At 72.9% G+C, this 24,001-nt stretch carries 27 protein-coding genes; 11 read left to right on the top strand and 16 right to left on the bottom strand.

Annotation, left to right across the window (positions count from 1 at the left end):
- The first annotated feature begins 87 nt into the window (after positions 1 to 87).
- A complete protein-coding gene (locus NVV95_RS13325) occupies positions 88 to 912 on the top strand; it encodes an SDR family oxidoreductase (RefSeq protein ID WP_259487041.1) in 825 nt (274 codons plus the stop codon).
- A 10-nt stretch (positions 913 to 922) separates the two neighbouring features.
- Here the strand turns inward: NVV95_RS13325 and NVV95_RS13320 are convergent, their stop codons facing one another.
- Both NVV95_RS13320 and NVV95_RS13315 read right to left on the bottom strand, forming a co-directional pair.
- Positions 923 to 1,876 carry an NAD(P)/FAD-dependent oxidoreductase gene (locus NVV95_RS13320; protein ID WP_259487040.1) on the bottom strand — a complete coding sequence of 318 codons (954 nt, stop codon included), beginning with the start codon at positions 1,874 to 1,876 and terminating at the stop codon, positions 923 to 925.
- Positions 1,877 to 1,942: 66 nt separating this feature from the next.
- Entirely contained in the window at positions 1,943 to 2,194 is a 252-nt protein-coding gene (locus NVV95_RS13315; protein WP_259487039.1) for a hypothetical protein, read from the bottom strand.
- 30 nt (positions 2,195 to 2,224) lie between these two features.
- On the opposite strand from NVV95_RS13315, the gene NVV95_RS13310 reads away from it, so the two are divergent.
- From NVV95_RS13310 to NVV95_RS13290, 5 genes are all read left to right on the top strand, one after another.
- A complete protein-coding gene (locus NVV95_RS13310) occupies positions 2,225 to 2,818 on the top strand; it encodes a helix-turn-helix domain-containing protein (RefSeq protein WP_259487038.1) in 594 nt (197 codons plus the stop codon).
- 56 nt (positions 2,819 to 2,874) lie between these two features.
- On the top strand, positions 2,875 to 3,528 hold the full coding sequence (locus NVV95_RS13305; RefSeq protein WP_259487037.1) for a hypothetical protein: 654 nt from the start codon (positions 2,875 to 2,877) through the stop codon (positions 3,526 to 3,528).
- A gap of 108 nt (positions 3,529 to 3,636) precedes the next feature.
- Positions 3,637 to 4,716, top strand: coding sequence for an acyl-CoA dehydrogenase family protein (locus NVV95_RS13300; protein ID WP_259487036.1), 1,080 nt, complete (start codon positions 3,637 to 3,639; stop codon positions 4,714 to 4,716).
- Positions 4,713 to 6,251 carry a PIG-L family deacetylase gene (locus NVV95_RS13295; protein ID WP_259487035.1) on the top strand — a complete coding sequence of 513 codons (1,539 nt, stop codon included), beginning with the start codon at positions 4,713 to 4,715 and terminating at the stop codon, positions 6,249 to 6,251. Before NVV95_RS13300 ends, NVV95_RS13295 begins: the two co-directional genes overlap by 4 nt.
- Entirely contained in the window at positions 6,248 to 6,961 is a 714-nt protein-coding gene (locus NVV95_RS13290; protein WP_259487034.1) for a glycosyltransferase family 2 protein, read from the top strand. Before NVV95_RS13295 ends, NVV95_RS13290 begins: the two co-directional genes overlap by 4 nt.
- A gap of 122 nt (positions 6,962 to 7,083) precedes the next feature.
- Here the strand turns inward: NVV95_RS13290 and NVV95_RS13285 are convergent, their stop codons facing one another.
- Entirely contained in the window at positions 7,084 to 8,160 is a 1,077-nt protein-coding gene (locus NVV95_RS13285; protein WP_259487033.1) for an SDR family NAD(P)-dependent oxidoreductase, read from the bottom strand.
- 88 nt (positions 8,161 to 8,248) lie between these two features.
- On the opposite strand from NVV95_RS13285, the gene NVV95_RS13280 reads away from it, so the two are divergent.
- A complete protein-coding gene (locus tag NVV95_RS13280) occupies positions 8,249 to 8,806 on the top strand; it encodes a TetR family transcriptional regulator (RefSeq protein ID WP_259487032.1) in 558 nt (185 codons plus the stop codon).
- Positions 8,807 to 8,890: 84 nt separating this feature from the next.
- On the opposite strand, the gene NVV95_RS13275 is transcribed toward NVV95_RS13280, so the two are convergent.
- From NVV95_RS13275 to NVV95_RS13260, 4 genes are read right to left on the bottom strand one after another with little or no spacing between them, the layout of a single operon-like run.
- A complete protein-coding gene (locus tag NVV95_RS13275) occupies positions 8,891 to 9,511 on the bottom strand; it encodes a signal peptidase I (protein WP_259487031.1) in 621 nt (206 codons plus the stop codon).
- Entirely contained in the window at positions 9,511 to 10,257 is a 747-nt protein-coding gene (locus NVV95_RS13270) for a hypothetical protein (protein WP_259487030.1), read from the bottom strand. The genes NVV95_RS13275 and NVV95_RS13270 overlap by 1 nt, the downstream gene beginning before the upstream one ends.
- A gap of 43 nt (positions 10,258 to 10,300) precedes the next feature.
- Positions 10,301 to 10,843, bottom strand: a complete 543-nt coding sequence (locus NVV95_RS13265) for a hypothetical protein (protein WP_259487029.1) — start codon at positions 10,841 to 10,843, stop codon at positions 10,301 to 10,303.
- A gap of 53 nt (positions 10,844 to 10,896) precedes the next feature.
- Entirely contained in the window at positions 10,897 to 11,490 is a 594-nt protein-coding gene (locus NVV95_RS13260) for an alternate-type signal peptide domain-containing protein (protein WP_259487028.1), read from the bottom strand.
- A gap of 205 nt (positions 11,491 to 11,695) precedes the next feature.
- Between NVV95_RS13260 and NVV95_RS13255 the strand changes: the two genes are divergently transcribed.
- Complete coding sequence (locus tag NVV95_RS13255; RefSeq protein ID WP_259487027.1) at positions 11,696 to 12,889, top strand: alcohol dehydrogenase catalytic domain-containing protein; 1,194 nt, start codon at positions 11,696 to 11,698, stop codon at positions 12,887 to 12,889.
- A 7-nt stretch (positions 12,890 to 12,896) separates the two neighbouring features.
- Here the strand turns inward: NVV95_RS13255 and NVV95_RS13250 are convergent, their stop codons facing one another.
- Positions 12,897 to 13,298 carry a hypothetical protein gene (locus NVV95_RS13250; protein WP_259487026.1) on the bottom strand — a complete coding sequence of 134 codons (402 nt, stop codon included), beginning with the start codon at positions 13,296 to 13,298 and terminating at the stop codon, positions 12,897 to 12,899.
- Positions 13,295 to 14,461, bottom strand: a complete 1,167-nt coding sequence (locus NVV95_RS13245) for an HVA1 family protein (protein ID WP_259487025.1) — start codon at positions 14,459 to 14,461, stop codon at positions 13,295 to 13,297. Before NVV95_RS13245 ends, NVV95_RS13250 begins: the two co-directional genes overlap by 4 nt.
- Positions 14,462 to 14,550: 89 nt before the next feature.
- On the opposite strand from NVV95_RS13245, the gene NVV95_RS13240 reads away from it, so the two are divergent.
- The gene (locus NVV95_RS13240) at positions 14,551 to 15,108 is read left to right on the top strand and encodes a CGNR zinc finger domain-containing protein (protein WP_259487024.1); all 558 of its coding nucleotides are present in this window, start codon (positions 14,551 to 14,553) and stop codon (positions 15,106 to 15,108) included.
- A 10-nt stretch (positions 15,109 to 15,118) separates the two neighbouring features.
- Here the strand turns inward: NVV95_RS13240 and NVV95_RS13235 are convergent, their stop codons facing one another.
- The 3 genes from NVV95_RS13235 to NVV95_RS13225 are packed head-to-tail and all read right to left on the bottom strand — an operon-like array spanning position 15,119 to position 17,349.
- The gene (locus NVV95_RS13235; RefSeq protein WP_259487023.1) at positions 15,119 to 16,165 is read right to left on the bottom strand and encodes a diacylglycerol/lipid kinase family protein; all 1,047 of its coding nucleotides are present in this window, start codon (positions 16,163 to 16,165) and stop codon (positions 15,119 to 15,121) included.
- A 47-nt stretch (positions 16,166 to 16,212) separates the two neighbouring features.
- Positions 16,213 to 16,746: a DUF1697 domain-containing protein gene (locus NVV95_RS13230; protein ID WP_259487022.1), complete on the bottom strand. Its 534-nt coding sequence runs from the start codon at positions 16,744 to 16,746 to the stop codon at positions 16,213 to 16,215.
- 9 nt (positions 16,747 to 16,755) lie between these two features.
- The gene (locus NVV95_RS13225) at positions 16,756 to 17,349 is read right to left on the bottom strand and encodes a TetR/AcrR family transcriptional regulator (protein WP_259487021.1); all 594 of its coding nucleotides are present in this window, start codon (positions 17,347 to 17,349) and stop codon (positions 16,756 to 16,758) included.
- A 91-nt stretch (positions 17,350 to 17,440) separates the two neighbouring features.
- On the opposite strand from NVV95_RS13225, the gene NVV95_RS13220 reads away from it, so the two are divergent.
- Complete coding sequence (locus tag NVV95_RS13220; RefSeq protein ID WP_259487020.1) at positions 17,441 to 18,439, top strand: NADP-dependent oxidoreductase; 999 nt, start codon at positions 17,441 to 17,443, stop codon at positions 18,437 to 18,439.
- 65 nt (positions 18,440 to 18,504) lie between these two features.
- Positions 18,505 to 19,215 carry an SDR family oxidoreductase gene (locus NVV95_RS13215; RefSeq protein ID WP_259487019.1) on the top strand — a complete coding sequence of 237 codons (711 nt, stop codon included), beginning with the start codon at positions 18,505 to 18,507 and terminating at the stop codon, positions 19,213 to 19,215.
- 126 nt (positions 19,216 to 19,341) lie between these two features.
- On the opposite strand, the gene phoA is transcribed toward NVV95_RS13215, so the two are convergent.
- From phoA to NVV95_RS13195, 4 genes are read right to left on the bottom strand one after another with little or no spacing between them, the layout of a single operon-like run.
- Positions 19,342 to 21,252: an alkaline phosphatase gene (gene phoA / locus NVV95_RS13210; protein WP_259487018.1), complete on the bottom strand. Its 1,911-nt coding sequence runs from the start codon at positions 21,250 to 21,252 to the stop codon at positions 19,342 to 19,344.
- 59 nt (positions 21,253 to 21,311) lie between these two features.
- Positions 21,312 to 21,971 (bottom strand): methionine ABC transporter permease, encoded by a 660-nt coding sequence (locus NVV95_RS13205; RefSeq protein WP_259487017.1) that lies wholly within the window; start codon positions 21,969 to 21,971, stop codon positions 21,312 to 21,314.
- Positions 21,964 to 23,010 (bottom strand): methionine ABC transporter ATP-binding protein, encoded by a 1,047-nt coding sequence (locus NVV95_RS13200; protein ID WP_259487016.1) that lies wholly within the window; start codon positions 23,008 to 23,010, stop codon positions 21,964 to 21,966. Before NVV95_RS13200 ends, NVV95_RS13205 begins: the two co-directional genes overlap by 8 nt.
- Before the next feature lie 8 nt (positions 23,011 to 23,018).
- Positions 23,019 to 23,945, bottom strand: a complete 927-nt coding sequence (locus tag NVV95_RS13195) for a MetQ/NlpA family ABC transporter substrate-binding protein (RefSeq protein WP_259487015.1) — start codon at positions 23,943 to 23,945, stop codon at positions 23,019 to 23,021.
- Between the last annotated feature and the right edge of the window lie 56 nt (positions 23,946 to 24,001).

Raw genomic sequence — 24,001 nt, 5'->3', positions numbered from 1 at the left:
GGGGAAGTCTGGAACCTGCCCCAGAAGGGGTGCAGCTTCCCGACTCCGGAAGGAAGCGTTCGGGCCGTGCGGGTGTTGACTCGTCGCATGGCACAGAAAACCTGGTTCATCACCGGAGCGTCCCGCGGTTTCGGCCGCGAGTGGGCGCTCGCCGCCCTCGAGCGGGGAGACCGCGTCGCCGCCACCGCGCGCGACACGTCGACCCTCGCCGAGCTCGTCGACCGCTACGGCGACCGATTCCTCCCCCTCCAGCTCGACGTGAACGACCGCGAGGCCGACTTCGCCGCAGTCACCGAGGCCTACGACTTCTTCGGCCGCCTCGACGTCGTGATCAACAACGCCGGCTACGGACAGTTCGGCTTCATCGAGGAGCTGAGCGAGCAGGAGGTGCGCGAGCAGTTCGAGACGAACGTGTTCGGCGCCCTCTGGATCACACAGGCCGCCCTGCCCTACCTGCGGGAGCAGGGGTCGGGGCACATCATCCAGGTCTCGTCGATCGGCGGCATCTCGGCGTTCCCGAACATCGGCATCTACAACGCCTCCAAGTGGGCGCTCGAGGGCTTCTCGCAGGCGCTCGCCCAGGAGGTCGCTCCGTTCGGGGTGCACGTGACGCTGGTGGAGCCGGGTGGGTTCAGCACCGATTGGGGCGGAGCATCCGCCAAGCACGCCGAGCCGCTCGAGGACTACGCCGCCGTGAAGGAGGCCGCCGCCGAGGCCCGCAAGTCGCGCATGGCCGAGCCCGGCGACCCTGGCGCGACCGGCGAGGCGATCCTCCGGATCGTCGACGCCGACGAGCCGCCGCTGCGGGTGTTCTTCGGCCGCTCCCCGATCGAGACCGCGAAGGCCGACTACGCCGGGCGCATCGCGGAGTGGGAGACGTGGAACGACGTGTCGGTGCTGGCGCAGGGCTGAGCGGGCTCGCTCAGCGACCCAGGGTGAGGGCGATGTCCTCCTGCACCAGGTCGTAGTTGATCACCGTGGCCGCGGTGAGCCCCGATGCCGCGGCCACGATGACCAGCGCGCCGGCGTTCGCCGAGTTGCCCGCCACCCAGACGCCGGGCACCGAGCTGAGGCCGGTGGGGTCGGATGCGGTCCACTCGCCCATCGGGCCGGCGACGGTGTCGGCGCCGAGCTGTCGCAGCAGCTCGTCGTTCGGCACGAGGGCCCCGCCCGTGAAGACGGCGTCGGCCTCGAGCGTGCTGCCGTCCTCGAGCGTGAGCCGGAGCGGCCGTTCGCGGGCGGGGTCGACGCGCTCGACGCGCACCACGTCCTGGTCTCCGACCCGGATGCCCCGTGCTGCGAGACCGCGGAGCGTCTCGGTCTCGAGCTCGGCGGTGACCCGGCCGACGATCGTCACGTCGTCGCTCAGCTGGCGCATCAGCTCGGCCTGATGGGCGGAGCGGGCCGAGGCGGCGATCACGACGACCCGCGAGTCGCGCGCCTCCCAGCCGTCGCAGTACGGGCAGGCGACGGCGCCGCGGCCCCACTGCTCCTGCACGCCCTCGATGGGCGGCAGCTCGTCGCGGAGGCCGGTGGCGATCACGAGCCGGCGGCCGCGGAGGACGCGGGGAGCGCCGCCGCCCAAGGCCTGGACCGTGACCTCGAAGGCGCCGACGCTCCCGGTCGCGCCCACGGCCCGTCCGTCGACGACGACGGCGCCGTAGCCCCGCACCTCCTCCCGGCCGATCCGCAGCAGCTCGGCGGGGTCGAAGCCGTCGCGGCTGAGGAAGCCGTGCATGTGGGAGGTGAAGCGGTTGCGCGGCTCTCCGGCGTCGACCACCACCACCCTCCGGCGGGAGCGGGCCAGCACCAGGGCGGCGTTCAGGCCGGCGGCTCCGCCGCCGACCACGATCACATCGAACTGCGTCTCATCCATGCCTCGAGCCTCGCCGAGCATCCGCTTCTGGCACAGTGGATTGCCGAGATGGCAAACCGGCACGGGTCAGGCGACGCCGCCCAGCGCCCCGATCAGACGCAGCTGGTTCTCGCGGTCGACACCCTGCGCGTGGAACTTCCCGTCGGGCGTGAAGTAGGCCACGAGGCCGTCGGGGTTCGGGTGACCCCAGGCCTTGAGGTGCTTCTCGAGGTCTTTGACGTAGTAGCGGGCCTCGCCGTCGATGGTGCGCTTCTCGGTGTGCTCGGAGGCGTCGAGCTGCTCTTCGCTCGGGCGCGGGATGTCGTCGTGGTCGGTCATGCGTCGAGCCTACGGTCGGGGTGCGGCAGGATGGGGCACGTGGTCACCGAGTCGCAGGGCGCACGCATCGGCGCGAGGCTGCGCGCCGTGCGATCGGCGCGGTCGGTGACGCTCGCCGCGCTGGGGGCCGCGACCGGCATCTCGGCCAGCACCATCTCGCGCCTGGAGTCGGGGAAGCGGCAGCCGAACCTCGAGCTGCTGATCCCGCTGGCGGCGGCGCTCGAGGTGACGATCGACGAGCTGGCGACCGATTCGGTGCCCGACCCCCGGGTGGCGGGGCGCCACGAGCACCGGCCCGGTCGCACGATGGAGCTGCTCTCGCGGGAGAGCTCGCCGATGCAGACCGTGCGCATGACGCTCCGACCGACACCCGAGGAGATCAGCCTGCGCACGCACGAGGGCTTCGAGTGGGTCTACGTGCTGAGCGGCCGGCTGCGCCTGCTGCTCGGCGACCACGATCTGGTTCTGGCCGAAGGGGAGGCGGCGGAGTTCGCCACGCGGGTGCCGCACTGGCTGGGCTGCGCCGACGACGAGCCGGTGGAGCTGATGTGCATCTTCAGCCGCGACGGGGAGCGCATCCACGTGCGGGCGCAGACCGAGCCCGACCGCCGCGCCGGTCGCTGACTCGGGCGACTGCTGCGCTCGGTGCCGTGGCGCTCCGCGCCGCGTACGCTCGGGGCATGGGACGAGCGACGGGTGCGGGTGCCGCGCGGGGCGGCGGGCTGAGGTTCGAGGGCCGCATCGCGGGGTTCGGCAGCGCATCCGGCACCCGGGTCGTGGTGGGGATGTGGGAGCGGTCGCCGTTCGGGCACTTCGCCGACGCGATGCTGGAGGACGCGGCGGGGCACCGCACCCTGCTGGCGCCCACCGAGACTGTCGCCGCGTTCGTCTCGGAGACCTACTCCTTCGACGAGGTGCGCGTGGTGCCCGTCTCGTGGCGGCGCATCGAGGGCGGGCTGGCGGTGCGGGCGGGCGAGGGCGGCTCCGCGCTCACTGCGCGCATCGCGGTCGGTGACGTGCCCCCGCTCGGGCGGCTGCTGCGCTCGGTGCCGCGACGGCTCGCGAGCGACGTGCGCTGGCTCAGCATGATCGACCCGATCGCCTCGCGTCTGGTGCCGGGTGTGCACACCGCAGGCTCGGCCGGTCACGGGCGCCTCGAGTACTACGGGGTGACCACGATGCGGCGCCTCGCCTGGGCGGAGGCGAGTGTCGACGGACAGCCGCTCGGCGCCTTCGCGGCGCTCGACCCGCCCGTGCGGTTCGGTTTCGGCTCGGCACCGCCCGAGCCGCACCTGGTCGACCTGACCACGGTCATCCGCCTGCCGGAGCGCTAGGGGCCGCCCCGGGGTGGCTTCGGCTGCACGGGTGCTGAGGGCGGCCTACCGGCTCGGGCCCGATCGGGGTTCGATGGAAGCCGAGGCACGGACAGGGGAGGCGGAGGCATGCACGAGGGAGTGACGCTCGACGCTCGACCCGGAGGCGACGCGGGCCTCGACGGGCTCTTCGCGTCGGCGGCGCTCGCGGCCGTCGACGTCGCGGCCGCGCTGCGGCTCGCGCGGGAGGTGGGTGCCGCGTCGCCGGGGCCCGGTCGCGGCCGCACCGTGCAGTACCTCGAGACGCTCGCGACGCTCGGTGCCGCCGACGTGACCGTGGCGCGGGTCGTCGAGCCGCACCTCGACGCGCTCGCCGTGCTGGCCGAGTGCCCCGACGACGTCGACCTGGGCGCGGTGGGCGTCGATGACTCGAGCACCTGGGGTGTCTTCGCGGCCGAGGCTCCCGGGGTGCGCCTGACGGCGGTTCAGGATGCCCGGGGCTGGACCCTGAGCGGGACCAAGCCCTGGTGCTCCCTCGCCGGCGACCTGAGCCACGCGCTGGTGACCGCCCACGTCGACGGGCCCGACGGCGGCGGTACCCGGCGGCTGTTCGCGGTGGCGCTCGGACGCGGAGGGATGGTCGTGCATCCGGAGGCCTGGGTCGCCCGCGGGATGCCGACCGTGCCGAGCGGGCCGGTGGACTTCGACGCGGTGGCGGCGGTGCCCGTGGGGGCGGCGGGATGGTACCTCGAGCGGGACGGTTTCGAGTGGGGCGGCATCGGGGTCGCGGCGTGCTGGTTCGGCGGAGCGGTGGGGATCGGGCGGCGGGTGCTCGACGCCGCGGCCCGGCGCCCGGGCGAGCTGAGCGAGCTGCACGCCGGGCGGTGCGCCGCAGCGCTCAACGCGGCACGGGCGGTGCTCGCCGGGGCGGCGGCGCGGATCGACGGGGGCGGGCTGGATCGCGCGGAGGCGCGGATCCTCGCGCAGGAGGTGCGCAGCGTCGTGCGCGGTGCCGGCGAGCTCGTGCTGCGGGAGGCGGCCCACGCCCTCGGGCCGGCTCCGCTCGCGCTCGACGCCGGGTACGCGGCCCGGGTGGCCGACCTCGAGCTGTACCTGCTGCAGGATCACGGCGACCGCGACCTCGCGCGGCTCGGGCGGCTGCTGGTCGAGCGCGAGACCGTGGGCTCGTCCGAGGTGGGGGCGGCATGACGGGTTACACGCACCACGACGACGGCACCGCCGAGGAGCGGTGGGCCGAGGCGTTCGCCGCGCGGGGCGGTGCGCTGCGCGAGATCGGCGTAGGGGAGCTGGCGGAGCTCGGGCACCTCGTGGTGGTGGCGGCGCATCCGGACGACGAGACGCTCGGGGCGGCCGGCCTGCTCGCCCGGGCGTACGCCGCCGGGGTGCGCACGACGGTGCTCGTCGCGACCTCGGGGGAGGCGTCGCACCCTGGGTCGACGACGCATCGGCCCTCGGAGCTCGCCCGGCTGCGCGAGGCGGAGACTGCGGCGGCGGTCGCGGCGGTGGATCCGGGGGCGACGGTCGCGTTCCTGCGGGCGCCCGACGGCCGGCTCGGCGAGGCCCCGCACCGCGAGGCGCTGACGGAGGCGCTGCTCGCCGCGGTGCGCGGCAGCGGCGCTGGCCCGGCCGGGGTCGCGTCGGCCGCCGACGGCGCGGGCTCAGCCGCGGCGCCTCTCGAGGGCTCGGGCCCCGGCGGGGCGCCCGTCGCGTCCACGTGGTTCGTCGCACCGTGGGGCGGCGACCGGCACCCCGACCACGAGGCCGCCGCCGAGGCGGTGGCCGACGCCGTGCGGCAGCTCGCCGACGAGCCGGGCGGGTCGCGCATCCGGAGCCTCGCCTACCCCGTGTGGCTGTGGCACTGGGGCGCACCCGACGGCGCCGAGGTGCCGTGGGACGCCCTCGTGCGCGTGCCGCTCGACGACGAGACCCTCGCGGCGAAGCGGGCGGCGCTCGCCGTGCACCGCAGCCAGGTCGAGCCGCTGAGCGACCGGGCGGGTGACGAGGTGCTGCTGCATCCGGGCATGCTCGCCCACTTCGAGCGGCCGTTCGAGCTGTTCGTCGAGGTGCCGGCCGAGCTGCCGGCGGGGCTGCCGGCCGAGCCGGAGCCTCAGCACGAGAACCACACCGCCGCCCGCTACTTCGACGCGCTGCACGAATCGGCCGCCGACCCGTGGGGCTTCGAGTCGCGCTGGTACGAGCAGCGCAAGCGGGCGATCCTGCTCGCGAGCCTGCCCGACCGGCGGTACCGGGAGGTGCTCGAGGTCGGCACCTCGACGGGGGTGCTCTCGCGGGAGCTGGCGGGTCGGGCATCCGTTCGCTTCGTCGGCGTCGACGTCTCGGAGGTGGCTTTGGCGCGAGCGCGCAACCGCAATGCCGACCTGCCGCAGGCCTCGTTCGAGCGGATGACCGTGCCCGCCGACTGGCCGGCCGGCACCTTCGACCTCGTGGTCGTCTCGGAGGTCGGCTACTACCTCGACCCGGCGTCGCTCACCGACCTGTTCGACCGGATCGCGACCGCCCTCGCCCCCGACGGGGCCCTCGTGCTCTGCCACTGGCGGCACACCATCGTCGACCGGGCGCTGACCGGCGACGACGTGCACGCCGTACTCGAGCGGCGACCCGATTTCGTGCGGCTCGCCCGCCACCTGGAGGAGGACTTCGTGCTCGATGTCGTCGTGCGCCCACCGGCCGTCTCGATCGCCGCGCGGGAGGGGCTCGCATGATCGGGGCGATCGACGTCGTGATCCCGGCGCGGGACGAGGAGGAGTCGCTCGGGGAGTGCATCCGCGCGGTGCTGGCGAGCCGCAAGGCGCTGCTGCACCTCGACCCGACGCCGCTCGTGCGCTGCCGGGTGGTCGTGGTGCTCGACGCCTGCGTGGACAACTCGATCGACGTGGCCGAGTCGTTCGGCGACGCCGTGACCGTGCTCGAGTCGACCGCCGGCAACGTGGGGCAGGCCCGAGGCATCGGCGTGCGGCACGCCCTCGCCGGCTTCGACCGGCCCGACGAGCAGTGGATCTGCACCACCGACGCCGACACTGTCGTGCCCGCCGACTGGCTGATCGACCACTTCTCGGTGGCGCAGTCGGGCGCCTACGTCGGGCTCGGGCGGGTCGAGCCGCGGGGCGACACCCTGCCGCCCGAGGCCCTCGCCGCCTGGCACCGGGCGCACGACGACGACGGCGTGCGGCACGTCTACGGGGCGAACCTCGGCGTGCGGGCGGATGCGTACCTGCGGGCGGGCGGGTTCCCGCCGATCCGGCTCGGGGAGGACGAGGAGCTCGTGCGCGCGATCGAGGGGCTGGAGTCGAGCGGGGCCGAGCCCGCCGGCGGGCGCATCGCGACGGTCGACGGGGTGGCGGTCACGTCCGACCGCCTCGACGGGCGCACCTCGGGCGGCTTCGCGGGCTTCCTCCGCCGTCTCGTCGACTGAGCGGCTTCCGCCCCCGCCTCTCGCGATCGAGTTGCCCCGATCCGCCCCAAAACGCGCCTTTTAGGGCGGATAGCGGCAACTCGATTGCGCGGGGCCGGGTGGCCAGGGCCGGGTGGCCAGGGTCAGGCCGCCGACCAGCCTCCGTCGGAGGGGAGGATGACGCCGTTGACGTTCACCCCGTCGTCGGACAGCAGGAACGTGATCGAGGCGGCCAGGGCATCCGCCTCGACCGCATCGGGCAGGATCGCCATGGCCTGGCGCACCCGTTCGGCCCCGAGCGGTGAGGCAAACCGCGCCTCGATGTTCGTGATCGTCGGGCCGGGCGCCACCGCGTTCGTGCGGATGCCGGAGGGCCCGTACATGAACGCCGTCGACTTGGTCAGCCCGGCGACCGCGTGCTTCGAGGCGGTGTAGGCGGCCCCGGCGGCCGAACCGCGGAGGGCCGCCTCGGATGCGACGTTCACGATCGCGCCCTTGCCCTGGGCGAGCATCACCGGAACCACCGCACGGGTCAGCTTCATCGTGCCCGTGACGTTGATGGCGAAGACGCGGTTCCAGACCTCGTCGGTGACGTCGCCCACCGGGGTCATGTCGTCCATGATCCCGGCCACGTTCGCGAGACAGTCGATGCGCTGGCCCGCGGCCGACACGATCGCGGCGATGGCCTCGTCGGAGGTGATGTCGCCCGCGACCGGCGTGACGTCGGCCTCCGGCAGCGACGCGACGAAGTCATCGAGGCGTTCGGCCGAGATGTCGACGGCGATCACCCGGCCGCCCTCCCGGGCGATGCGGGAGGCGGTGGCGCGGCCGATACCAGACCCGGCGCCGGTGACGACGACCGTCTGGCCGGCGAAGCGGCCGGCGTCGAGGCGTTCGGTCCACTCGGGCAGCTCGACGGGCACGGGGCCCTGTTCGCTGACTGCGTGCTCGGTGGTGCCACTCACGTCGCCGCCCGGCGTGCCGCCCGGCACCTCGCCGGCGGCGGCCCGGGCGACGAGCTGGTCCACGAGCTCCGCGGGGAACTGCCCGCGGCTCAGCGCCACGAGCCGCTTCAGCGCGAGGCGCCGCACGGGCCGCAGCGCGTCGGCGTCCTGCCCGCCCTGCGCCAGCAGTTCGCGGATCAAGGGCCCGCCGACCGGATGCTCGAGCCAGGTGGCGATCGAGGAGTCAGCACTGAGGGGAGCGGAGGAGGACGGCATGAGGGTCTCGCTTTCTCGGGTCGTGGAGGAGCGGACGGAGCATCCGCTCACCAACCGGACAACATTGTCCGCTAGTAGGCTACACCTCGTGCCCGAGGCTCCGAAACCCAATCGCGGCCCGAGTGCGGGCCCCGGCAACCGTCGGGCGCTGATCACCGCGGCCCGCGAGATCTTCGCGGGTGACGGCTACGCCGCGCCGCTGAGCTCGGTCGCCCGCCGCGCCGGCGTCGGCCAGGGCAGCCTCTACCGGCACTTCCCCGACCGGGTGGCGCTCGCGGTCGCGGTCTTCGACGAGAACCTCACCGAGCTCGAGGAGCTGGCCGCGCATCCTGGCACCACCGTCGACGCGCTGCTCGACGGGGTCGTGGCGCAGGCGCTGGTGTCGACGGCGATGATCGAGATGATCCGGGCCGAGCGCGACGACGAGCGGGTCGACCACCTCGGCGAGCGGATGCGGAGCGTCGTCACCGAGGTCGTCTCCCGCGAGCAGGCGGCCGGCCGGCTCGGCGCGGGGGTGACGGCCGACGACGTGTTCCTCGTGGTGTCGATGCTCGCGGGGCTGCTGTCGGTGACGCCGCCGTCGCAGCGCCCCGCGGCGGTGACCCGGGCCCGCGAACTCCTCGCCCCCGGGCTCTCGGCGCCCTGAGCGGATGCCCGACCATCCACTTGGCCCGTCCCGGTGTAAACCGGCCGCTATGGAACGGGACGGGCCAAGTCGATCGCCCGGCGCTCAGGCGCGGGAGCGGCGCCGAGTGAGGACGGTCGAGACCAGGGCCCAGGCTGCGTAGGTGAAGAGGGCGGCCGCCGCGATCGGCACGATGACCGAGCGGGCCTCGCCGTTGACCGCCGTGTTCACCCAGCCGAGCAGCGGCACGCTGTACCAGAGCACGCCCACGATCTGCACCTCGCGCACCGGCTCCTCGTCGACCAGGTCGTTGTTGTCGCCCTTCGTGCGGAATGTCGTCGAGCCGTCGGTCGCGAACGTCTTCTCGACCACGCGGTGACTCACGACGCCGGGCTTGCCCGACACGATCTGGTAGGTCAGCACGTCCCCCAGCCGGATCTCGCTCACCGGTTCCGGCCTCACGATGATCAGCGTCCCGGGCGGCAGCCCCGGCTCCATCGACTGGGTCAGCACGGTCAGCGGCCGCCCGCCCACCACGAGCGGCAGCAGGATCGTCACCACCGCCAGCCCCAGCACGAGCACCAGCAGCCCGGCGCTCAGCCCCACCCCGACCGCGTGCAGCACCCCCCGCTCGCGGCCCGCCCGGTGGCGCGGTCCGCCCGGCGGGGCGCTCTCCAGAACTGCGGATGCACGGGGTGGCGCCTCGAGGGCGCGGCGGCCGGTCATCAGGGCCGTCCCCGGTCGTCGCGGCGCCGCCGTGACAGCGCCACGGCCAGCACCACAGCGCCCGCGAGCGACAGGGCGGCGGACCAGAGCAGGGTGGAGAGGGGTGCTGCGGCGCCCGTCGAGGCGAGGGGGCCCGAGGCCGGTCCGTCGGGCAGGCCCGGGACCGGAACGCCGTCGCCGCAGGTTCCGGGGCCGGCCGCGGCGGCGGCCTCGTCACGCAGGGAGGCCGTGAAGTCGAGCGCCGCGCGCGCGTCGTGGCCGAGACGGTCGGGAGTGTCCGGCGAGAATTCGAGCGAGATGACCACGGCCACGGTCTCTCCGGGGTCGAGCACGGGGCCACGGAGGAGCACCGCGCACTCGGCGGCGTCGACGAACGGCACGGCACCGCCACCGAGCGGGGGGATGCCGGCGGAGACCCGCAGGGCGTCGGCGAAGGCGGAGACGGTGGCGCGGGCATCCGTCGCGTCGACGCGGAGGGAGGCCGGGATGCGGCTGTCGTTGCGCACCCAGAGGGTCGCGGTGACGACGTCTCCCGGCACGATCACCGGGGGTGCGGCGAAGAGCGGCTCGGTCGGCGCGTCACCGTAGCTCGAGCCGTCGACGCTCACCACGACGCCCCCGCCGGTGGTCGCGGCGGGCTCGGCCGCGACCGCGGGCGACCCGAGGGCCGGTGCAGCCGCGAGGGCGAGTGCAGCCGCGAGGGCCGGTGCAGCCGCGAGGGCCGGCGCGAGCGCGAGCGATGCCACGGCGCACCCTGCCGCGACGCGCGCCGGACCGCGGCGGCCCACGTCAGGGCACCTGCTTGCCGTCGATCGAGAGGGTGAACGCCGCGGCCGCCGCTCCGGCCGCCGACGCCGGTGCCGAGGTCGGCAGCTGCACGGCCACGCAGATGCGGGCGGTGCCGTTCGGGGCCACACGCACGCCGAGGTCGGTCGCGGGCGCCGCCGCGAAGGTGCCCTGCCAGGCCGTCGGCACCGCCGGACAGGTTCCGGTCGTGATCGCCGAGACGTTCACCGTCAGGGCCGACGAGAAGGTCGTCCCCGAGCCCGAGAGGGAGAGCCCCGCGATCCTGACCGACAGGGGCACCTGGCCGGTGTTGGTCACCACGGCCGATCCCGAGGCGACCGCGCCGGGGTACAGGGGGGCGGTGGGAAGCGTCAGAGGGGTGCTGACCGTGAACTCCGCGGTGCCCGAGCGCACCACGGCTCCGGGGCTGGTGGCCGAGGAGTTCAGCAGCGCGAAGGTGCTGCCCGAGGCGACCGTGCCGAGCACCACGGCGCCACCGACGAGAGCGGTCGCGACGAGCATCCGCTTCACCGGCGAACGCTTCACCGAACGCTTCCCCGGGCGCCGCGCATCGACGCGCCGCCCGGGGTCGCGGGGGGTCACGGGTTGACGGCGGGGGCGGTCTGCGTCAGCGTCAGGGTGAGGTTGCTGAGGTTGACCGCACCCAGCTTGGCCGCGTTCTCGGCTCCGGCGGTGTTGACGTTCGGGAACTTCAGCTTCACGGTGGCCGTGACGTTCTGGCTGACGCCGGCGGCGCCCGCGGTGACGGTGTACGTCGGGCCGGTGCCGGAGATGCCGGTGCCGGACGCGGTGAGGGTGTTCGTCGCACCGGCGTTCAGGTAGGCCGCGAGCGCCACGTCGGCCGGGTTGCTCGAGCTGGCCGCCGCGATGGTGCCGGGCAGGATCCCGAGCGTCGCCACGAGGTTGTCGCCGACCGCGACCACGCTGAGGGTGTCGGTGTAGGTGAGGGTGTCGCCGGGCACGATCTTGTAGGTGGCGATGTTGACGGCGGCGCCGTTCTGGTCGGTCCAGCTGCCGGGGCCGTCGGCGTTCGAGACCGCCAGGTTGCCCGCCGTGATGGTGCCGCCCGCGACCTGCGCCGAGGAGTTCCAGAAGGCGAAGGTCCCGGCCCCTCCGAGAAGGAGCACGACGCCGGCGGCCGCGGCGATCGCGCCCTTGGTGAGCTTGTTCATGAGGAGGAGATCCTTTCGCGCCACACCAGGGGGGCGTCTTGGGCGACAGTCGTCGCGCTGTTGGTGGCTCGAGTGTGCCGGGGCGCCTCGGGCGTCGCCAAGGGCTCGAGAAACGGATGTCGCGCCGGTGATCGAAGCTGTCGCCTCCTGCACGGCGCCCGGCAATGACTGGCCGTGCCGAGCCACCCGGCGTAGGCACGAGGCTATGAGAGCACTCACCTGGCAGGGAACGATGAAGGTCACCGTCGAAGACGTGGCCGACCCCGTCCTGATCGACGACACCGACGCGGTCATCCGCGTCACCTCCACCGCGATCTGCGGCTCCGACCTGCACCTCTACGACGTGCTCGGGCCGTTCCTCGACAAGGGCGACATCCTCGGGCACGAGCCGATGGGCGTCGTCGAGCAGATCGGCTCGGCGGTCACCCGCCTCGCCGTGGGCGACCGGGTGGTTATCCCGTTCGTCATCGCCTGCGGGCACTGCTTCATGTGCGAGCAGGGCCTGACCACCCAGTGCGAGACCACGCAGAACACCGCGTCGGGCACCGGCGCCTCGCTCTACGGCTACACCGAGCTCTACGGCTCGGTGCCCGGTGGGCAGGCCGAGCTGCTGCGCGTGCCGTTCGCCGACTTCAACGCGCAGAAGGTGGGCACCGAACTGCCCGACGAGCGCTACCTGTTCCTGTCGGACATCCTGCCGACCGCCTGGCAGGGTGTGGAGTACGCCGAGCTGCCCGAGGGCGGCACCCTCGGTGTCGTCGGACTCGGCCCGGTGGGGCAGTTCGTCGCCCGCATCGCGAAGCACCGCGGTCACCGCGTGATCGCGGTCGAGCCCGTCGCCGAGCGTCGCGCCATGGCCGAGCGCCACGGCATCGAGACCCTCGACCTCACCGATGACGTCGTCGACCGCCTGCGCGAGCTCACCGGCGGCCGCGGCCCCGACGCGATCGTCGACGCCGTGGGCATGGAGGCGCACGGCAACCCCGCCGCCTCCTTCGCGCAGTACGCGGTGGGGCTGCTGCCCGACGCGGTGGCGAAGAAGGCCATGCAGACCTTCGGCAGCGACCGGCTCGCCGCCCTGCTGCTCGCGCTCGACGCCGTGCGACGCGGCGGCACCGTGTCGCTCTCGGGCGTCTACGCCGGTGCGGGCGACCCGTTGCCGTTCATGACGATGTTCGACAAGGGCATCACGCTGAAGATGGGCCAGTGCAACGTGCACCGCTGGCGTGACGACATCCTGCCGCTGGTCGAGGACCCGGCCGACCCGCTCGGCATCGACGACCTCGTCACGCACACGGTGTCGCTCGAGGAGGCGCCCGAGATGTACGAGCTGTTCAAGAACAAGCAGGACGGCTGCATCAAGGTCGTGCTGAAGCCCGGCCTGACCGCGGCCGTCTAGCGGCCACCTAGAAGCTGTACATGACCTGGATCAGCAGCCCGTAGCTGAGCGATCCGATCACCGAGACGAGCGCGGCGGCGCCGAGCGCGATGCCCGCCGCCGCGAACGTCTTCGACAGCCCCCGGCGGGAGACCGCCACGATGCCGAGCACGATCGCCGCGATCGCGAGCAGCCCCGAGATCACCCCGTTGACGGCCGACACGGCACCCAGCACCGAGGGCTCCCCGGTGGAGATGACGGCGGCCTGGACCACCAGGTGCACCAGCCCGAGGATCGGGATGACCGCACCGACCAGCAGCGAGGCCAGCCCGAGCGGGTTGCGCCCCGGTCTCGGTTCGGGGCCACCGGCGTGCTGCAGCCCGGGCGGCGGGTACTGCTGCCCCGGTGGCGGGTACTGCCCCCCGCTCACGAGCTGGTCTTCTTGAGCGCCTCGGGCTTGTGCACGGCCTCGCGCCCGCTCTTGTCGCTCTTCACGAGGTACTGCGGGTCGTCATCGGATGCTCGGACCGTCCGTCCCGCAGCCTCGGTGTCCGACGTGATCGTCTTCTCGACCTCGCCGCTCGTGGTGGTGCCGTGGGTCGACCACTCGACGTGGTCGCCTTTCGAGAGTTTCTTCGTCATGGGCTGGACCGTACTCCCGCCCACCGGGTCGCGCGAGCCTTCGCGCTCGACCTTCACGAAGACGACACCGGCGACGATCAGCGCCCCGCCGGTCAGCTGCAGCCAGGTCGGTGCCTCGCCGAGCAGCAGCCAGGCGAAGAGCACCGCGAACAGCACCTCGACGAGTCCGACGAACGACGCGACCCGCGAGCCGAGGCGGATGGCGCCGATGATGCCCGCGAGGTAGGCGAACGCGGTGGCGACGAGCACGACGACAGCCATCGGCGCCATCCACGACACCTCGCCGACGAGGGGCATGACGACCGGCTCGAACGAGAACGTGAACGGCACCACGCCGGCGGCGCCGACCCCGCCGAGCACCACGCCGCCGAGCACGAGCCCCGCGCTGACCAGCGTGACCGGGGGGAGATCGCCCGTCGGCAGCGCCGCGATCAGGTAGTAGCCCGCGAGGCAGAGCGCGGCGCACAGCGCGAACACCACGCCGAGCGCGTCGAGCCCGCCGGCGCCCGACGGGTCGATGACGAGCACGAGGCCGGCGATGCTCAGCACCGCGCCGACGATCGTGAGCAGCGCCGGCGGGATGCGCGTGCGCGCCCAGGCCAGCAGCACCAGCAGGATGGGCGCGGTGTACTCGATCAGCAGCGCGATGCCCACCGGCATGCGCGAGATGGCGGCGAAGTAGAACACCTGGGCGCCGATCACGGCGACCAGGCCGTAGGCGAGCACGAGGCGCCACGCCCCGAACAGCAGGCCCCACCGCCCGCGGAGCGCGACGAGGGCGGCGGGCAGCAGCACGAGGCCTCCGGCGACGGCGCGCACGGCCACGGCGGCGGCGGGCGACCAGCCGGCGTCGAGCAGCGGCTTCACGAAGGGGCCGCTCGTGCCGAACGCGGCGGCCGCGGCGAGGGCGATGATCAGCCCCGAGGTGCGGTGGGTCGCGGGTGCGGGCATACGCGCATCCTCTCGTCGCGGTTCAGCACTGTCAGGAGCGTCAGGGCCTACGCTAGTGACAGTAACCCGTCGAGCTGTCAGGAGTCAACATGGTCTTCACCTATGACACCGAGGCGACCCTCGCCTTCGCCACCGCGCTGATCGACTCGACCGGCGGCATCTCGAACGGCAACCCCGAGGGGCTCGCCGACGTCGACGCGCTCGCGCGGATGCTCGACGACCACGGCTACTCGGGCCGGCGCGACCTCGACGCGGCCGAGCTCGACGAGGTGCGGGCGCTCCGCCCCGAGTTCCGGCGGTTCTGGGAGGTCTCGCGCGACGAGGCCGTGGCGCTCGTGAACGGCATCCTCCGCGACGCGCAGGCCCTGCCGCAGCTCGTGCGGCACGACGACTGGGACTGGCACCTGCACGCCACCGACGCCGACGCCCCGCTGGCCATCCGGATGCGCGTGGAGGTCGCCATGGCGTTCATCGACGTCATCCGCTCCAACGAGTTCGACCGGCTGCGGGTGTGCGAGGCCACCGACTGCTCGGCCGTGCTCGTCGACCTGTCGCGCAACCGGTCGAAGCGGTACTGCGACATCGGCAACTGCGGCAACCGGATGAACGTGATCGCGTATCGCGCCAGGCAGGCCGCCGAGGGCTAGAGCTCCGCGCCTACTCGCTCGCGGGGGCGGGCTGCGCGGGCTGGGCCGGCTTCCCCGCCTCCCCGCTGTCGACCGTCTCGGCGGTGGGGCTGTCGAGCGTCACCGAGGTGCGCGGCGACAGCCCCGGCGCGGCGGCGACGGGAACGGGCAACCGCACGATGAGCGAGCCCGGGTCCACACCGAAGCGGCCGCGGGTGGTCTCGCCGACCGGGTCGCCGTCGAGCTCGGCCAGCACGGGGGAGTCGAGCTCGAACTCGAACTCACTGCCCGACCACTGCTTGAGCGAGGCCAGCCCGTTGCGGTTGCGGGTCGCCACGTCGATGGCGACACCCACCCATCCGGCGACGATGTTCGGCTGCAGCATCACCAGCTCGAGGTCGCCGTCGTCGAGCACGGCGCCGGTGGCGATCTCGATGTTCGCCACCACCGAGCTGCAGTTGCAGGCCAGCACCATCAGGCACTTGGTCGGCTCCTCGGCCTGGCCGTCGACCGTCAGGGTCGCCTCGAAGCCGCCCTTGAACAGCGCGGGGGCGCCGGCGGCGACGTACGCGCCCCAGCCCACCTTCTTCTTCAGGTCGTCGTCGGTCTTGTCCATGATCTCGGCGTCGAGGCCCACGCCGCCCATCACGACGAACACGCGCTCCTCGCCGTCGTCGAAGGTGGCGAGGCCGACGTCGATGGCGCGGTCCTGGCCGAGCAGGGCGATCTCGACGGCGTCCTCGAGCGAGGTCAGCGGGATGCCGAGATTGCGCGCGAGCAGGTTGCCCGTTCCGCTCGGCAACAGTGCGTAGGGCACCGAGGTGCCGCGCAGCACGGCCGCGACCGCGCGCACGGTTCCGTCGCCGCCCATGGCGCAGACCACGTCGGGCTCGGCCTCGAGCGCGGACTCCGCGGCGCCCGTTCCCGAGTCCTCGACGGTGGTCTCGAACCACAGCGGCTCGTTCCAGCCCGCGCGCTGGGCCCCGGCGGCCACGGTCGCCTTCACGGCCTCGACGTCGTCGAACTTGCTCGGATTGATGACGACGGCGACCGTTCGCCGCCCGCTCTCTGCGCTCATGCCGAAACTCTAGGCCGTCGCCGGGCCGATGGCCGCCGCCGTGGCCGTCAGAGGAGCTTCTGCAGGGTGCGCAGGTTGCGTGTGGTGGTCGTGGCGCGGTAGCGGGCGCGGGCGAGCGCCTTTGCGAGCGGGGTGTCGGTGCTCGAGCCGCGAGGGCACTGCCAATAGAGCACGCCGTCGCCGGGCGTCGCCCGCTCTGGCGCTGGCGCAGGCGCTGGCGCGAGCTCGGCGGCGACCGCGGTGACCTCGGCGAACACGTCCGCATCCGAGGTGAACACGACATACGGATGCGCGGCCTCGTCGTCGGGGAACGGATACCCCGCGACGACCGCCGCCAGCCGGTCATGCGGCACGAGCACGATCCAGGCGTCGTAGCCGAAGCGCTCGCCGAGGGCCGCCTCGATGGTGGACTTGAGGGCTGCGGTGTCCCGCGCATCCGTCTCGAACACGACGTTGCCCGAGGCGAGCACCGTGCGCACCCCCTCGAACCCGAGCGAGCGGAACAGCGCACCGAGCTCGGCGCTCTTCACCGTGATGCCGTTGACGTTCACCCCGCGCAGCAGCGCCACGAACCGTGCCATGCCCCGACGCTAGCGCAGCAGGAGGGCGACCTGCTCGCGGATGTCGGCCGACAGGGCGTCGTCGCCGGCACTCACGTTCAGTGGAGAGGACAGGGTCACGAACATCGCCGCCGAGATGGTGCGGGCGAGCACCGCCGCGGCACGGTCGTCGACCCCGGGCACGGTGCGGAGCACATCGACGAAGGCGTCGTCGAGCCGCTGGATCAGCTCGAGGCCGGCCCGGTGGTGCGGCTCCTCGGGATCGCCGAAGACGAGCTCGCGCAGGTAGCTGCGGCCGTTCTCGACCTGGCGGCGGTTGCACGCGACGACCGGATCGATCAGCGTCATGATCGCGTCGAGCGGTGAGTCGGCGCGGGGGGCGGCGGCCAGGCCCGTCTCGATCGCCTCGGCGTAGTGCGCGTTCTGCACGAGCAGCAGCAGCTCGGCCTTGGTTCTGGCGTAGAGGAAGAGCGTGCCGGTGCCGATGTCGGCCGCGTCGGCGATCTGCTGGGTGGTGACCTCGTCGATGCCGTGGCGGTCGAAGAGCTCGGAGGCCGCGGCGGTGATGCGCTCGAGCTTCTGCAGCTTGTTGCGCTCGCGGCGGCCGGGGGGTGGGGTGCTCATCAGGCCTCCAGCGTAACCGGTGCTGCGCCGCAATCATTTGCGAGCGGCATCAGAAATGAGTACGCTCAGAAAAAACGACGAGAGAGCAGACATGAAGGCCTTCAGCATCGAGCGGTACCAGGGCGAGATCAGAGCGACGGATGCGCCGGAGCCGGTTGTGGGAGAGCACGACGTGCTGGTGCGAGTGCTCGCCGCGGGGGTGAACCAGCTCGACTCCAAGCTGGCGGAAGGGGAGTTCAAGGCCCTGCTGACGTACCGGCTGCCCCTCGTGCTGGGCCACGACGCCGCCGGAGTGGTGGAGGCCGTCGGTCCCGCCGTGACCCGCTTCGCGGTCGGCGACGAGGTGTTCGCCCGCCCGGCCGACCTGCGCATCGGCACCTTCGCGGAGCGCATCGCCATCGCCGAGGCCGACGTGGCGCAGAAGCCCTCGTCGATCAGCATGGTCGAGGCCGCGGGGCTGCCGCTCGTCGCGCTCACCGCCTGGCAGGCGCTGGTGGAACGGGCCCGCGTGGGGCCGGGCCAGAGGGTGCTGATCCACGGCGGGGCCGGCGGCTTCGGGTCGGTGGCCGTGCAGCTCGCGAAGCACCTGGGGGCGCACGTCGCCACCACCGCGAGCGGCTCGAACGCCGAGTGGCTGCGCGACCTCGGTGCCGACGAGGTGATCGACTACCGCTCGCAGCGCTTCGACGAGCTGCTCGACGGCTACCACGTGGTGATCGACGGGGTGGGCGGGGAGAACCTCGAGCGCTCGCTGCGCATCCTGAAGCCCGGCGGTCTCGCCATCGGCCTCGCCGGCCCGCCCGACCCGGAGTTCGCCCGGCAGCTCGGGCTGAACCCGCTCGTCCGTCTGGCGATCGGCGGCCTCAGCGCGAAGGTCAGGCGGCAGGCGAAGCGGCTCGGCGTGCGCTATTCCTTCCTCTGGATGCGGGCCGACGGAGCTCAGCTGGCCGAGATCGCCGCGCTGGTCGACGCGGGGGCGATCCGGCCGGTGGTCGGTCGCGTCTTCCCGTTCGACGAGACCCCGGCTGCGCTCGCCGCCCTCGGCCGCGGAGGTCTGCGCGGCAAGGTCGTCATCGACCACGGCGCCTGACCTGCGAGCCCTCTCCACCACCACCTGAACGAATCCGTCCCACCACCACCGATCAAGGAGTCATCATGCCCACACTCACCGGAGCCGTCGTGCTCGTCACCGGCGCCAACGGCGGGATCGGCTCGGCGTTCGTCGCCGAGGCGCTCGCCCGGGGCGCCGCCAAGGTCTACGCCACCGCCCGCACCCCGCGCGAGTGGTCGGACGAGCGGGTCGTGCCGCTCGCCCTCGACATCACCGACCCCGCGTCGGTCGCCGCGGCGGTGGAGGCCGCCTCCGACGTCTCGGTGCTGATCAACAACGCCGGCGTGCTGCCGTCGACCGCGAGCTTCCTCGAGCTCTCGGCCGACGAGCTGCGGGCCACGATGGAGACGAACTTCGTGGCGCCCGTGCTGCTGGCGACGGCCTTCGCACCGGTGCTGACCGCGCATCCGCAGTCGGTGCTCGTCGACATGCACTCGGTGGCCAGCTGGTACGCGTTCGGGGGCGTCTACAGCGCCTCGAAGGCGGCCCTCTGGTCGGCGACGAACTCGCTGCGCGTCGAGCTCGCCCCGAAGGGCGTCCACGTGGTGGGTGTGCACGTCGGCTACGTCGACACCGCCATGGCGGCTCACGCCGAAGGTCCCAAGCTCGCGCCGGCCGACCTCGCGGGCCAGGTCTTCGACGCGGTCGAGTCGGGCGCGTACGAGGTCATCGCCGACGAACTCACCGCCTCGGTGAAGGGTGCCCTGAGCGCCCCTGTCGAGGCGTTGTACCCCGAGCTGAGCGCGTCGCGATGAGTGTCACCGCGTCGGTTCGGCCCTGAGACGTTCAGCCCTGAGACGTTCAGCCCCGAGATGCCGACTGCGCGGCACCCGCCCCGAGGGGCCGGTGCCGCGCAGTCGGCGCAGCGGTGGTGGGGCGGGTCAGGCGGCGTGCTGGCGGCGGCGCTGGCGCACCAGGAGCAGCCCGCCGGCGGCGAGGAGCAGCGCGCCGATCGTGAGGATCGGGGCCACGACCGCGCCGGTGTTGCCGAGCACACCGGCGCCGGAGCCCGAACCGCCGCCCGCGCCCGCCGAGTCGCCCGGGCCGGGAGCGCCCGCCGGGGCGCTCGGCGCCGGGGTGGGGCTCGGTGCCGGTGCGGCGCCGGCCGAGACGGTGAAGTCGACCGTGGCCGTCACGCCGCTCTGGCGGCCGGTGACCGTGATCGAGTACGAGCCCTCCTCGGTCGGCGCCGTGAAGCCGAAGCGTGCCGATCCGTTCACCGAGTCCTCGGAGGCGAGGGTGACCGCCGTCGAGGTCGGGTCGAGCTGGCGGTCGCCGCGGAAGCCGGTGGCGTCGAGCACGAGCTCGCCGCCCGGGGCCACGGTGCCGGCGTTCAGCGTGGCGGTGGCGCCGGCGCTGAAGCTCGCGGTGTCGCGGTTCAGGGTGAGCGCGTTCGCCATGGTGAAGAAGTTGTCGGTCTGGTCGGTCAGCCCGACGACCTGCGCCGCGCCCGGTCCGTACGCCGCGATGCGCAGCTGGGTTCCGGTGTGCTGCTGCGACCCGCCGGCCTCGGCGGTGCCGTAGGCGACCTTCATCGTCGAGCCGTCGGCCGTGGTGAGCGCCGTGCTCAGCGTCGCGGGCGGGGCGTCGTCGACGATCTGGCTCGAGTGGGCGTGGTCGGCGGTGACGATCACCAGCGTGTTGCCGTCGGCGCGGGCGAACTCGAGGGCCTTCTGCACGGCCTCGTCGAGGTCGATGGTCTCGCCGATCTGGCCGCAGGCGTCGGCGGCGTGGTCCTGCTTGTCGATCGAGGCGCCCTCGACCTGCAGGAAGAAGCCCTGGTCGCCGGTGTTCAGCAGACCGATCGACTTCTCGGTGAGCGAGGCGAGCGAGAGCCCGGTGTCGAGACGGGCCGGGTTCGGCTGGCAGGTCACCGGTGCCTCGTCGCCGCCACCGATGGTGGCCGTCGTGGGGGCGTAGCGCGTCGGGAAGTTGCCGGGGGTGAACAGGCCGAGCACGGGCTGCGCCTGGTCGGCGACTGCGAGGCCGGTGAGCCCGTCGACGTCGCCGACGACCTGGTAGCCGCGGTCGGCGGCCTGGGCGAACAGCGTCTCGCCGTTCCACTGGCCGGCCTTGGCGGTCTGCTCGAACGAGGCCGAGCCGCCGCCGAGGGTGAGGTCGGCGCGGGTGTCGAGCAGCTGCTCGCTGATCGAGCCGAGGCCGCCGTTGACGAGGGCGTCGTCGCCGCACACCTCGCTGTCGGGGCCGTAGCACTTGCGCGCGTCGACGTGCGCGACCTCGACCGCGGGAGTCGCATCCTGGATCTCGGCGGTCGAGACGTTGCCCGTCTTCAGGCCGTTCGCCTTGGCGATCTCGATCAGGGTCTGCTGCGGGGTGCCGTCGATGTCGACAGAGATGGCGCCGTCGTAAGTCTTGGTGCCGGTCGACCAGGCCGAGCCGGTGGCAGCCGAGTCGGGCACGTAGTCGGGCAGGCCTCGCTCGTCGCCGGTGTTGTGAAGGGAGTACGTCGTGTACTGGCCGGTCAGCGGCAGGGCGTCGATGCCGGGCAGCTCGCCGGCCGCGCCGTAGGCGTAGTTGCGGGCGATCGTGATCTCGGAGTCGCCCATGCCGTCGCCGATCAGCAGGATGACGTTCTTCGCCGGTCCGTCGACGATCGAGGCGCGCAGGTCGGCGGTCTTGTCGCCGCTGTTGCGCTGGGCGCCGCCGTTGACCGAGAGGTCTCCCTCGGTGGACGCCGCGAAGGCGGCGGCCGGCAGGCCGAGGCTCGCCGCCGTGACGAGCGCCGCCGCGGCGACGAGCGCCTTCCGGCGCGTGGGTGTGATGAGTGACATGCCCCCATCTCAGGGGCCGGCGGCGAACGACAGGTGAACGGCCGTCGACGCCCTCGCGATCAGCGCCGGAACGCCTTGCGCGCCAGCCAGTTGCCGAGCGCCTGCACGGCCTGCACGAACACGATGATCACGATCACCGCGGCCCACGTGACGACCGGCTCGAACTGCCGGTAGCCGTACTGGATGGCGAAGGTGCCGAGACCGCCACCACCCACGAGCCCCGCCACGGCCGACATGTCGGTGAGCGCCACCAGAACGAAGGTGTAGCCCAGGATGAGCGGCCCCAGCGCCTCCGGCAGCACGACCGTACCGATGATCCGCAACCGGCTCGCCCCGACCGAACGCGCCGCCTCGATCACGCCGGGCTGCACCGTCATCAGGTTCTGCTCGACGATCCGGCTGATGCCGAAGGCCGCCGCCAGCGACAGTGTGAAGATGATCGCCGAGTTGCCGATGCCCACCCCCACCACGAGTCGGGCGAGCGGCTGGGCCGCGGCCAGGAAGATGATGAACGGGATCGGCCGGAACACGTTGACCAGGATGTTCAGCACCGCGGACACCGGCCGGTTCGGGTACAGGCTGCCGGGCCTCGTCGTGTACAGCCCGAGGCCGAGCACCAGGCCGCCGACCCCGCCGAAGACGAGGCTCAGCGCGACGATGTAGAGGGTCTCGTAGGTCGCCGTCGCCAGTTTCGGCAGCAGCGGGATGAGCTCATCCACGGACGTCCCCGTTCGGCAGTCGCGTCACGGTGACACCGTCGGGGAGGGTGCCGAGCGCCTGCTCGACCACCGCATCCGGCCCCGTCAGGGCCAGCGTGAGATGCCCGAAGACGCGGCCACGGATGTCGTTGACCCCGCCGAAGACGAGTTCGAAGCCGAGCCCGGCTCGGGACAGGGCCGAGAAGACCTCGGCCTGGGTCGACCCGGCGTCGTGGAAGGACAGCGTCACGAGCCGCCCCGGGTGCCGTGCCCGCAGCACGGCCTGCTCGTCCGCGCTCGGCACGCCGCGCACCACGGTCGAGACGAACCGCCGCGACGACGGCTGCTGCGGCGCGGAGAAGACGTCGAACACGTCGCCCTGCTCCACGACCCGCCCGCCGTCCATCACGGCGACCTTGTCGGCGAGGGTCTGCACCACGTCCATCTCGTGCGTGATGACGATCATGGTCACTCCGAGCTCCTCGTTGACCCGCTTCAACAGCCCGAGCACCTCGTGGGTCGTCTCGGGGTCGAGCGCGCTGGTCGCCTCGTCGGCGAGCAGCAGGCGCGGGCTGGTCGCCAGCGCCCGGGCGATGCCGACGCGCTGCTTCTGCCCGCCGGAGAGCTGCTCGGGGTGGCTGCCCGCCTTGTCGGCGAGCCCCACGAACCCGAGCAGCTCGTCGACGCGGCGGTCGATCTCGGTCCGCGGCGTGCCCGCCACCCGCAGCGGGTACGAGACGTTGCCCCGAACGGTCTTCGAGGTGAACAGGTTGAACTGCTGGAAGATCATCCCGATGCCGATGCGCAGCCGTCGCAGTTCTCGCTCGGGCAGCCCGTTGAGCTCGGTGCCACCGACGGTGATGCTGCCGGAGGTGACCGGCTCGAGCCCGTTGACGAGCCGCATTAGCGTGCTCTTGCCGGCGCCGGAGTAGCCGACGATTCCGAACACCTCCCCGGCCTCGATGTCGAGATCCACCCCGTCGACGGCGGTCACCGGCGGAGCGCCCCGGGTGGCGGAGGGGAACGTCTTGCGCACGTCGCGCAGGCTGACGAGGGGCATCCGGTCGATCAGCCCTCGTGCGCCTTCGTGTCGGCCTCCACGTCGGTGAGCGAGGCTTCCAGCTCGGAGACGGGGGTCTTCAGCAGCACCGCCGTTCCACCGGAGTTCTCGACCAGGCCGTCGGTGACGGAGGTGGTGTCCTGGAAGAGCTGCACCAGCTTCGCGTAGGTGGGGTCGTCCTTGTCCTCGGCCCGGGCGGCGAAGATGTTGACGTACGGCAGGGCGTTCGGGTCGGACGGGTCGTCCTGGGCGATGGCGTCGGCGGCCGTGAGCCCCGCGTCCTCGACGAAGTCGTTGTTGATGATCGCCGCGGCGACATCGGGCAGCGACGTGGCGGTCAACGCGGCGTCGAGGGTGGTCACCTTCACCTTGGAGGCGCTCTCGTCGACGTCGTCGAGCGTCGAGAAGATGCTCCCGCCGTCCTTCAGCTCGACGAGCCCGGCCGACTGCAGCACCAGGAGCCCGCGGGCGAGGTTGCTCTCGTCGTTCGGCACGGCGACCGTGTCGCCCTTCTGGATGGCGTCGACGGAGTCGTACTTCGTGGAGTACAGGCCGAGCGGGTAGATGGCGGTGGCGCCGATCGGCACGAGGTCCTCGTCTGCCGAGACGTTGTACTGGGCGAGGTAGACGATGTGCTGGAACTGGTTCAGGTCGAGCTCGCCCTCGCTGAGAGCCGGGTTGGGCTGGGCATAATCCGAGAAGTCGACGATCTCGACGGGGATGCCCGCGTCGGCCGCGGCCTGCTTGTAGGTCTCCCAATACGGGTCGCTCGCGCCCACGACGCCGATGCGCACGGGGTCGGAGCCGCCGCCCGCGGCGTCGGAGCTTCCGGCGCAGGAGGCGAGCCCGAGGAGCAGGGGAACCGCGGCGGCGGCGACGGCGAGCTTCTTGGCGGTGGAGGCGAGGGCGGTGGACGTGAGTGCGGTGATGGGCATGGTGGTTCCTCTCGTGGTACAGCCAGCGACGCTAGGTCGACACGGGTCGAAAACGA

It is taken from the genome of Herbiconiux gentiana, assembly GCF_024978135.1.
Classification (GTDB): Bacteria; Actinomycetota; Actinomycetes; order Actinomycetales; family Microbacteriaceae; genus Herbiconiux; species Herbiconiux gentiana.
The sequence above is the reverse complement of the archived record's forward strand: the minus strand, read 5'-3'. Positions and strand labels throughout refer to the sequence as shown.

Coding starts and splice junctions, on each gene's coding strand:
- NVV95_RS13325 (WP_259487041.1), top strand. CDS start 88: ATGGCACAGAAAACCTGGTTCATCACCGGAGCGTCCCGCGGTTTCGGC.
- NVV95_RS13320 (WP_259487040.1), bottom strand. CDS start 1,876: ATGGATGAGACGCAGTTCGATGTGATCGTGGTCGGCGGCGGAGCCGCC.
- NVV95_RS13315 (WP_259487039.1), bottom strand. CDS start 2,194: ATGACCGACCACGACGACATCCCGCGCCCGAGCGAAGAGCAGCTCGAC.
- NVV95_RS13310 (WP_259487038.1), top strand. CDS start 2,225: ATGGGGCACGTGGTCACCGAGTCGCAGGGCGCACGCATCGGCGCGAGG.
- NVV95_RS13305 (WP_259487037.1), top strand. CDS start 2,875: ATGGGACGAGCGACGGGTGCGGGTGCCGCGCGGGGCGGCGGGCTGAGG.
- NVV95_RS13300 (WP_259487036.1), top strand. CDS start 3,637: ATGCACGAGGGAGTGACGCTCGACGCTCGACCCGGAGGCGACGCGGGC.
- NVV95_RS13295 (WP_259487035.1), top strand. CDS start 4,713: ATGACGGGTTACACGCACCACGACGACGGCACCGCCGAGGAGCGGTGG.
- NVV95_RS13290 (WP_259487034.1), top strand. CDS start 6,248: ATGATCGGGGCGATCGACGTCGTGATCCCGGCGCGGGACGAGGAGGAG.
- NVV95_RS13285 (WP_259487033.1), bottom strand. CDS start 8,160: ATGCCGTCCTCCTCCGCTCCCCTCAGTGCTGACTCCTCGATCGCCACC.
- NVV95_RS13275 (WP_259487031.1), bottom strand. CDS start 9,511: ATGACCGGCCGCCGCGCCCTCGAGGCGCCACCCCGTGCATCCGCAGTT.
- NVV95_RS13260 (WP_259487028.1), bottom strand. CDS start 11,490: ATGAACAAGCTCACCAAGGGCGCGATCGCCGCGGCCGCCGGCGTCGTG.
- NVV95_RS13255 (WP_259487027.1), top strand. CDS start 11,696: ATGAGAGCACTCACCTGGCAGGGAACGATGAAGGTCACCGTCGAAGAC.
- NVV95_RS13245 (WP_259487025.1), bottom strand. CDS start 14,461: ATGCCCGCACCCGCGACCCACCGCACCTCGGGGCTGATCATCGCCCTC.
- NVV95_RS13240 (WP_259487024.1), top strand. CDS start 14,551: ATGGTCTTCACCTATGACACCGAGGCGACCCTCGCCTTCGCCACCGCG.
- NVV95_RS13235 (WP_259487023.1), bottom strand. CDS start 16,165: ATGAGCGCAGAGAGCGGGCGGCGAACGGTCGCCGTCGTCATCAATCCG.
- NVV95_RS13230 (WP_259487022.1), bottom strand. CDS start 16,746: ATGGCACGGTTCGTGGCGCTGCTGCGCGGGGTGAACGTCAACGGCATC.
- NVV95_RS13225 (WP_259487021.1), bottom strand. CDS start 17,349: ATGAGCACCCCACCCCCCGGCCGCCGCGAGCGCAACAAGCTGCAGAAG.
- NVV95_RS13220 (WP_259487020.1), top strand. CDS start 17,441: ATGAAGGCCTTCAGCATCGAGCGGTACCAGGGCGAGATCAGAGCGACG.
- NVV95_RS13215 (WP_259487019.1), top strand. CDS start 18,505: ATGCCCACACTCACCGGAGCCGTCGTGCTCGTCACCGGCGCCAACGGC.
- phoA (WP_259487018.1), bottom strand. CDS start 21,252: ATGTCACTCATCACACCCACGCGCCGGAAGGCGCTCGTCGCCGCGGCG.
- NVV95_RS13200 (WP_259487016.1), bottom strand. CDS start 23,010: ATGCCCCTCGTCAGCCTGCGCGACGTGCGCAAGACGTTCCCCTCCGCC.
- NVV95_RS13195 (WP_259487015.1), bottom strand. CDS start 23,945: ATGCCCATCACCGCACTCACGTCCACCGCCCTCGCCTCCACCGCCAAG.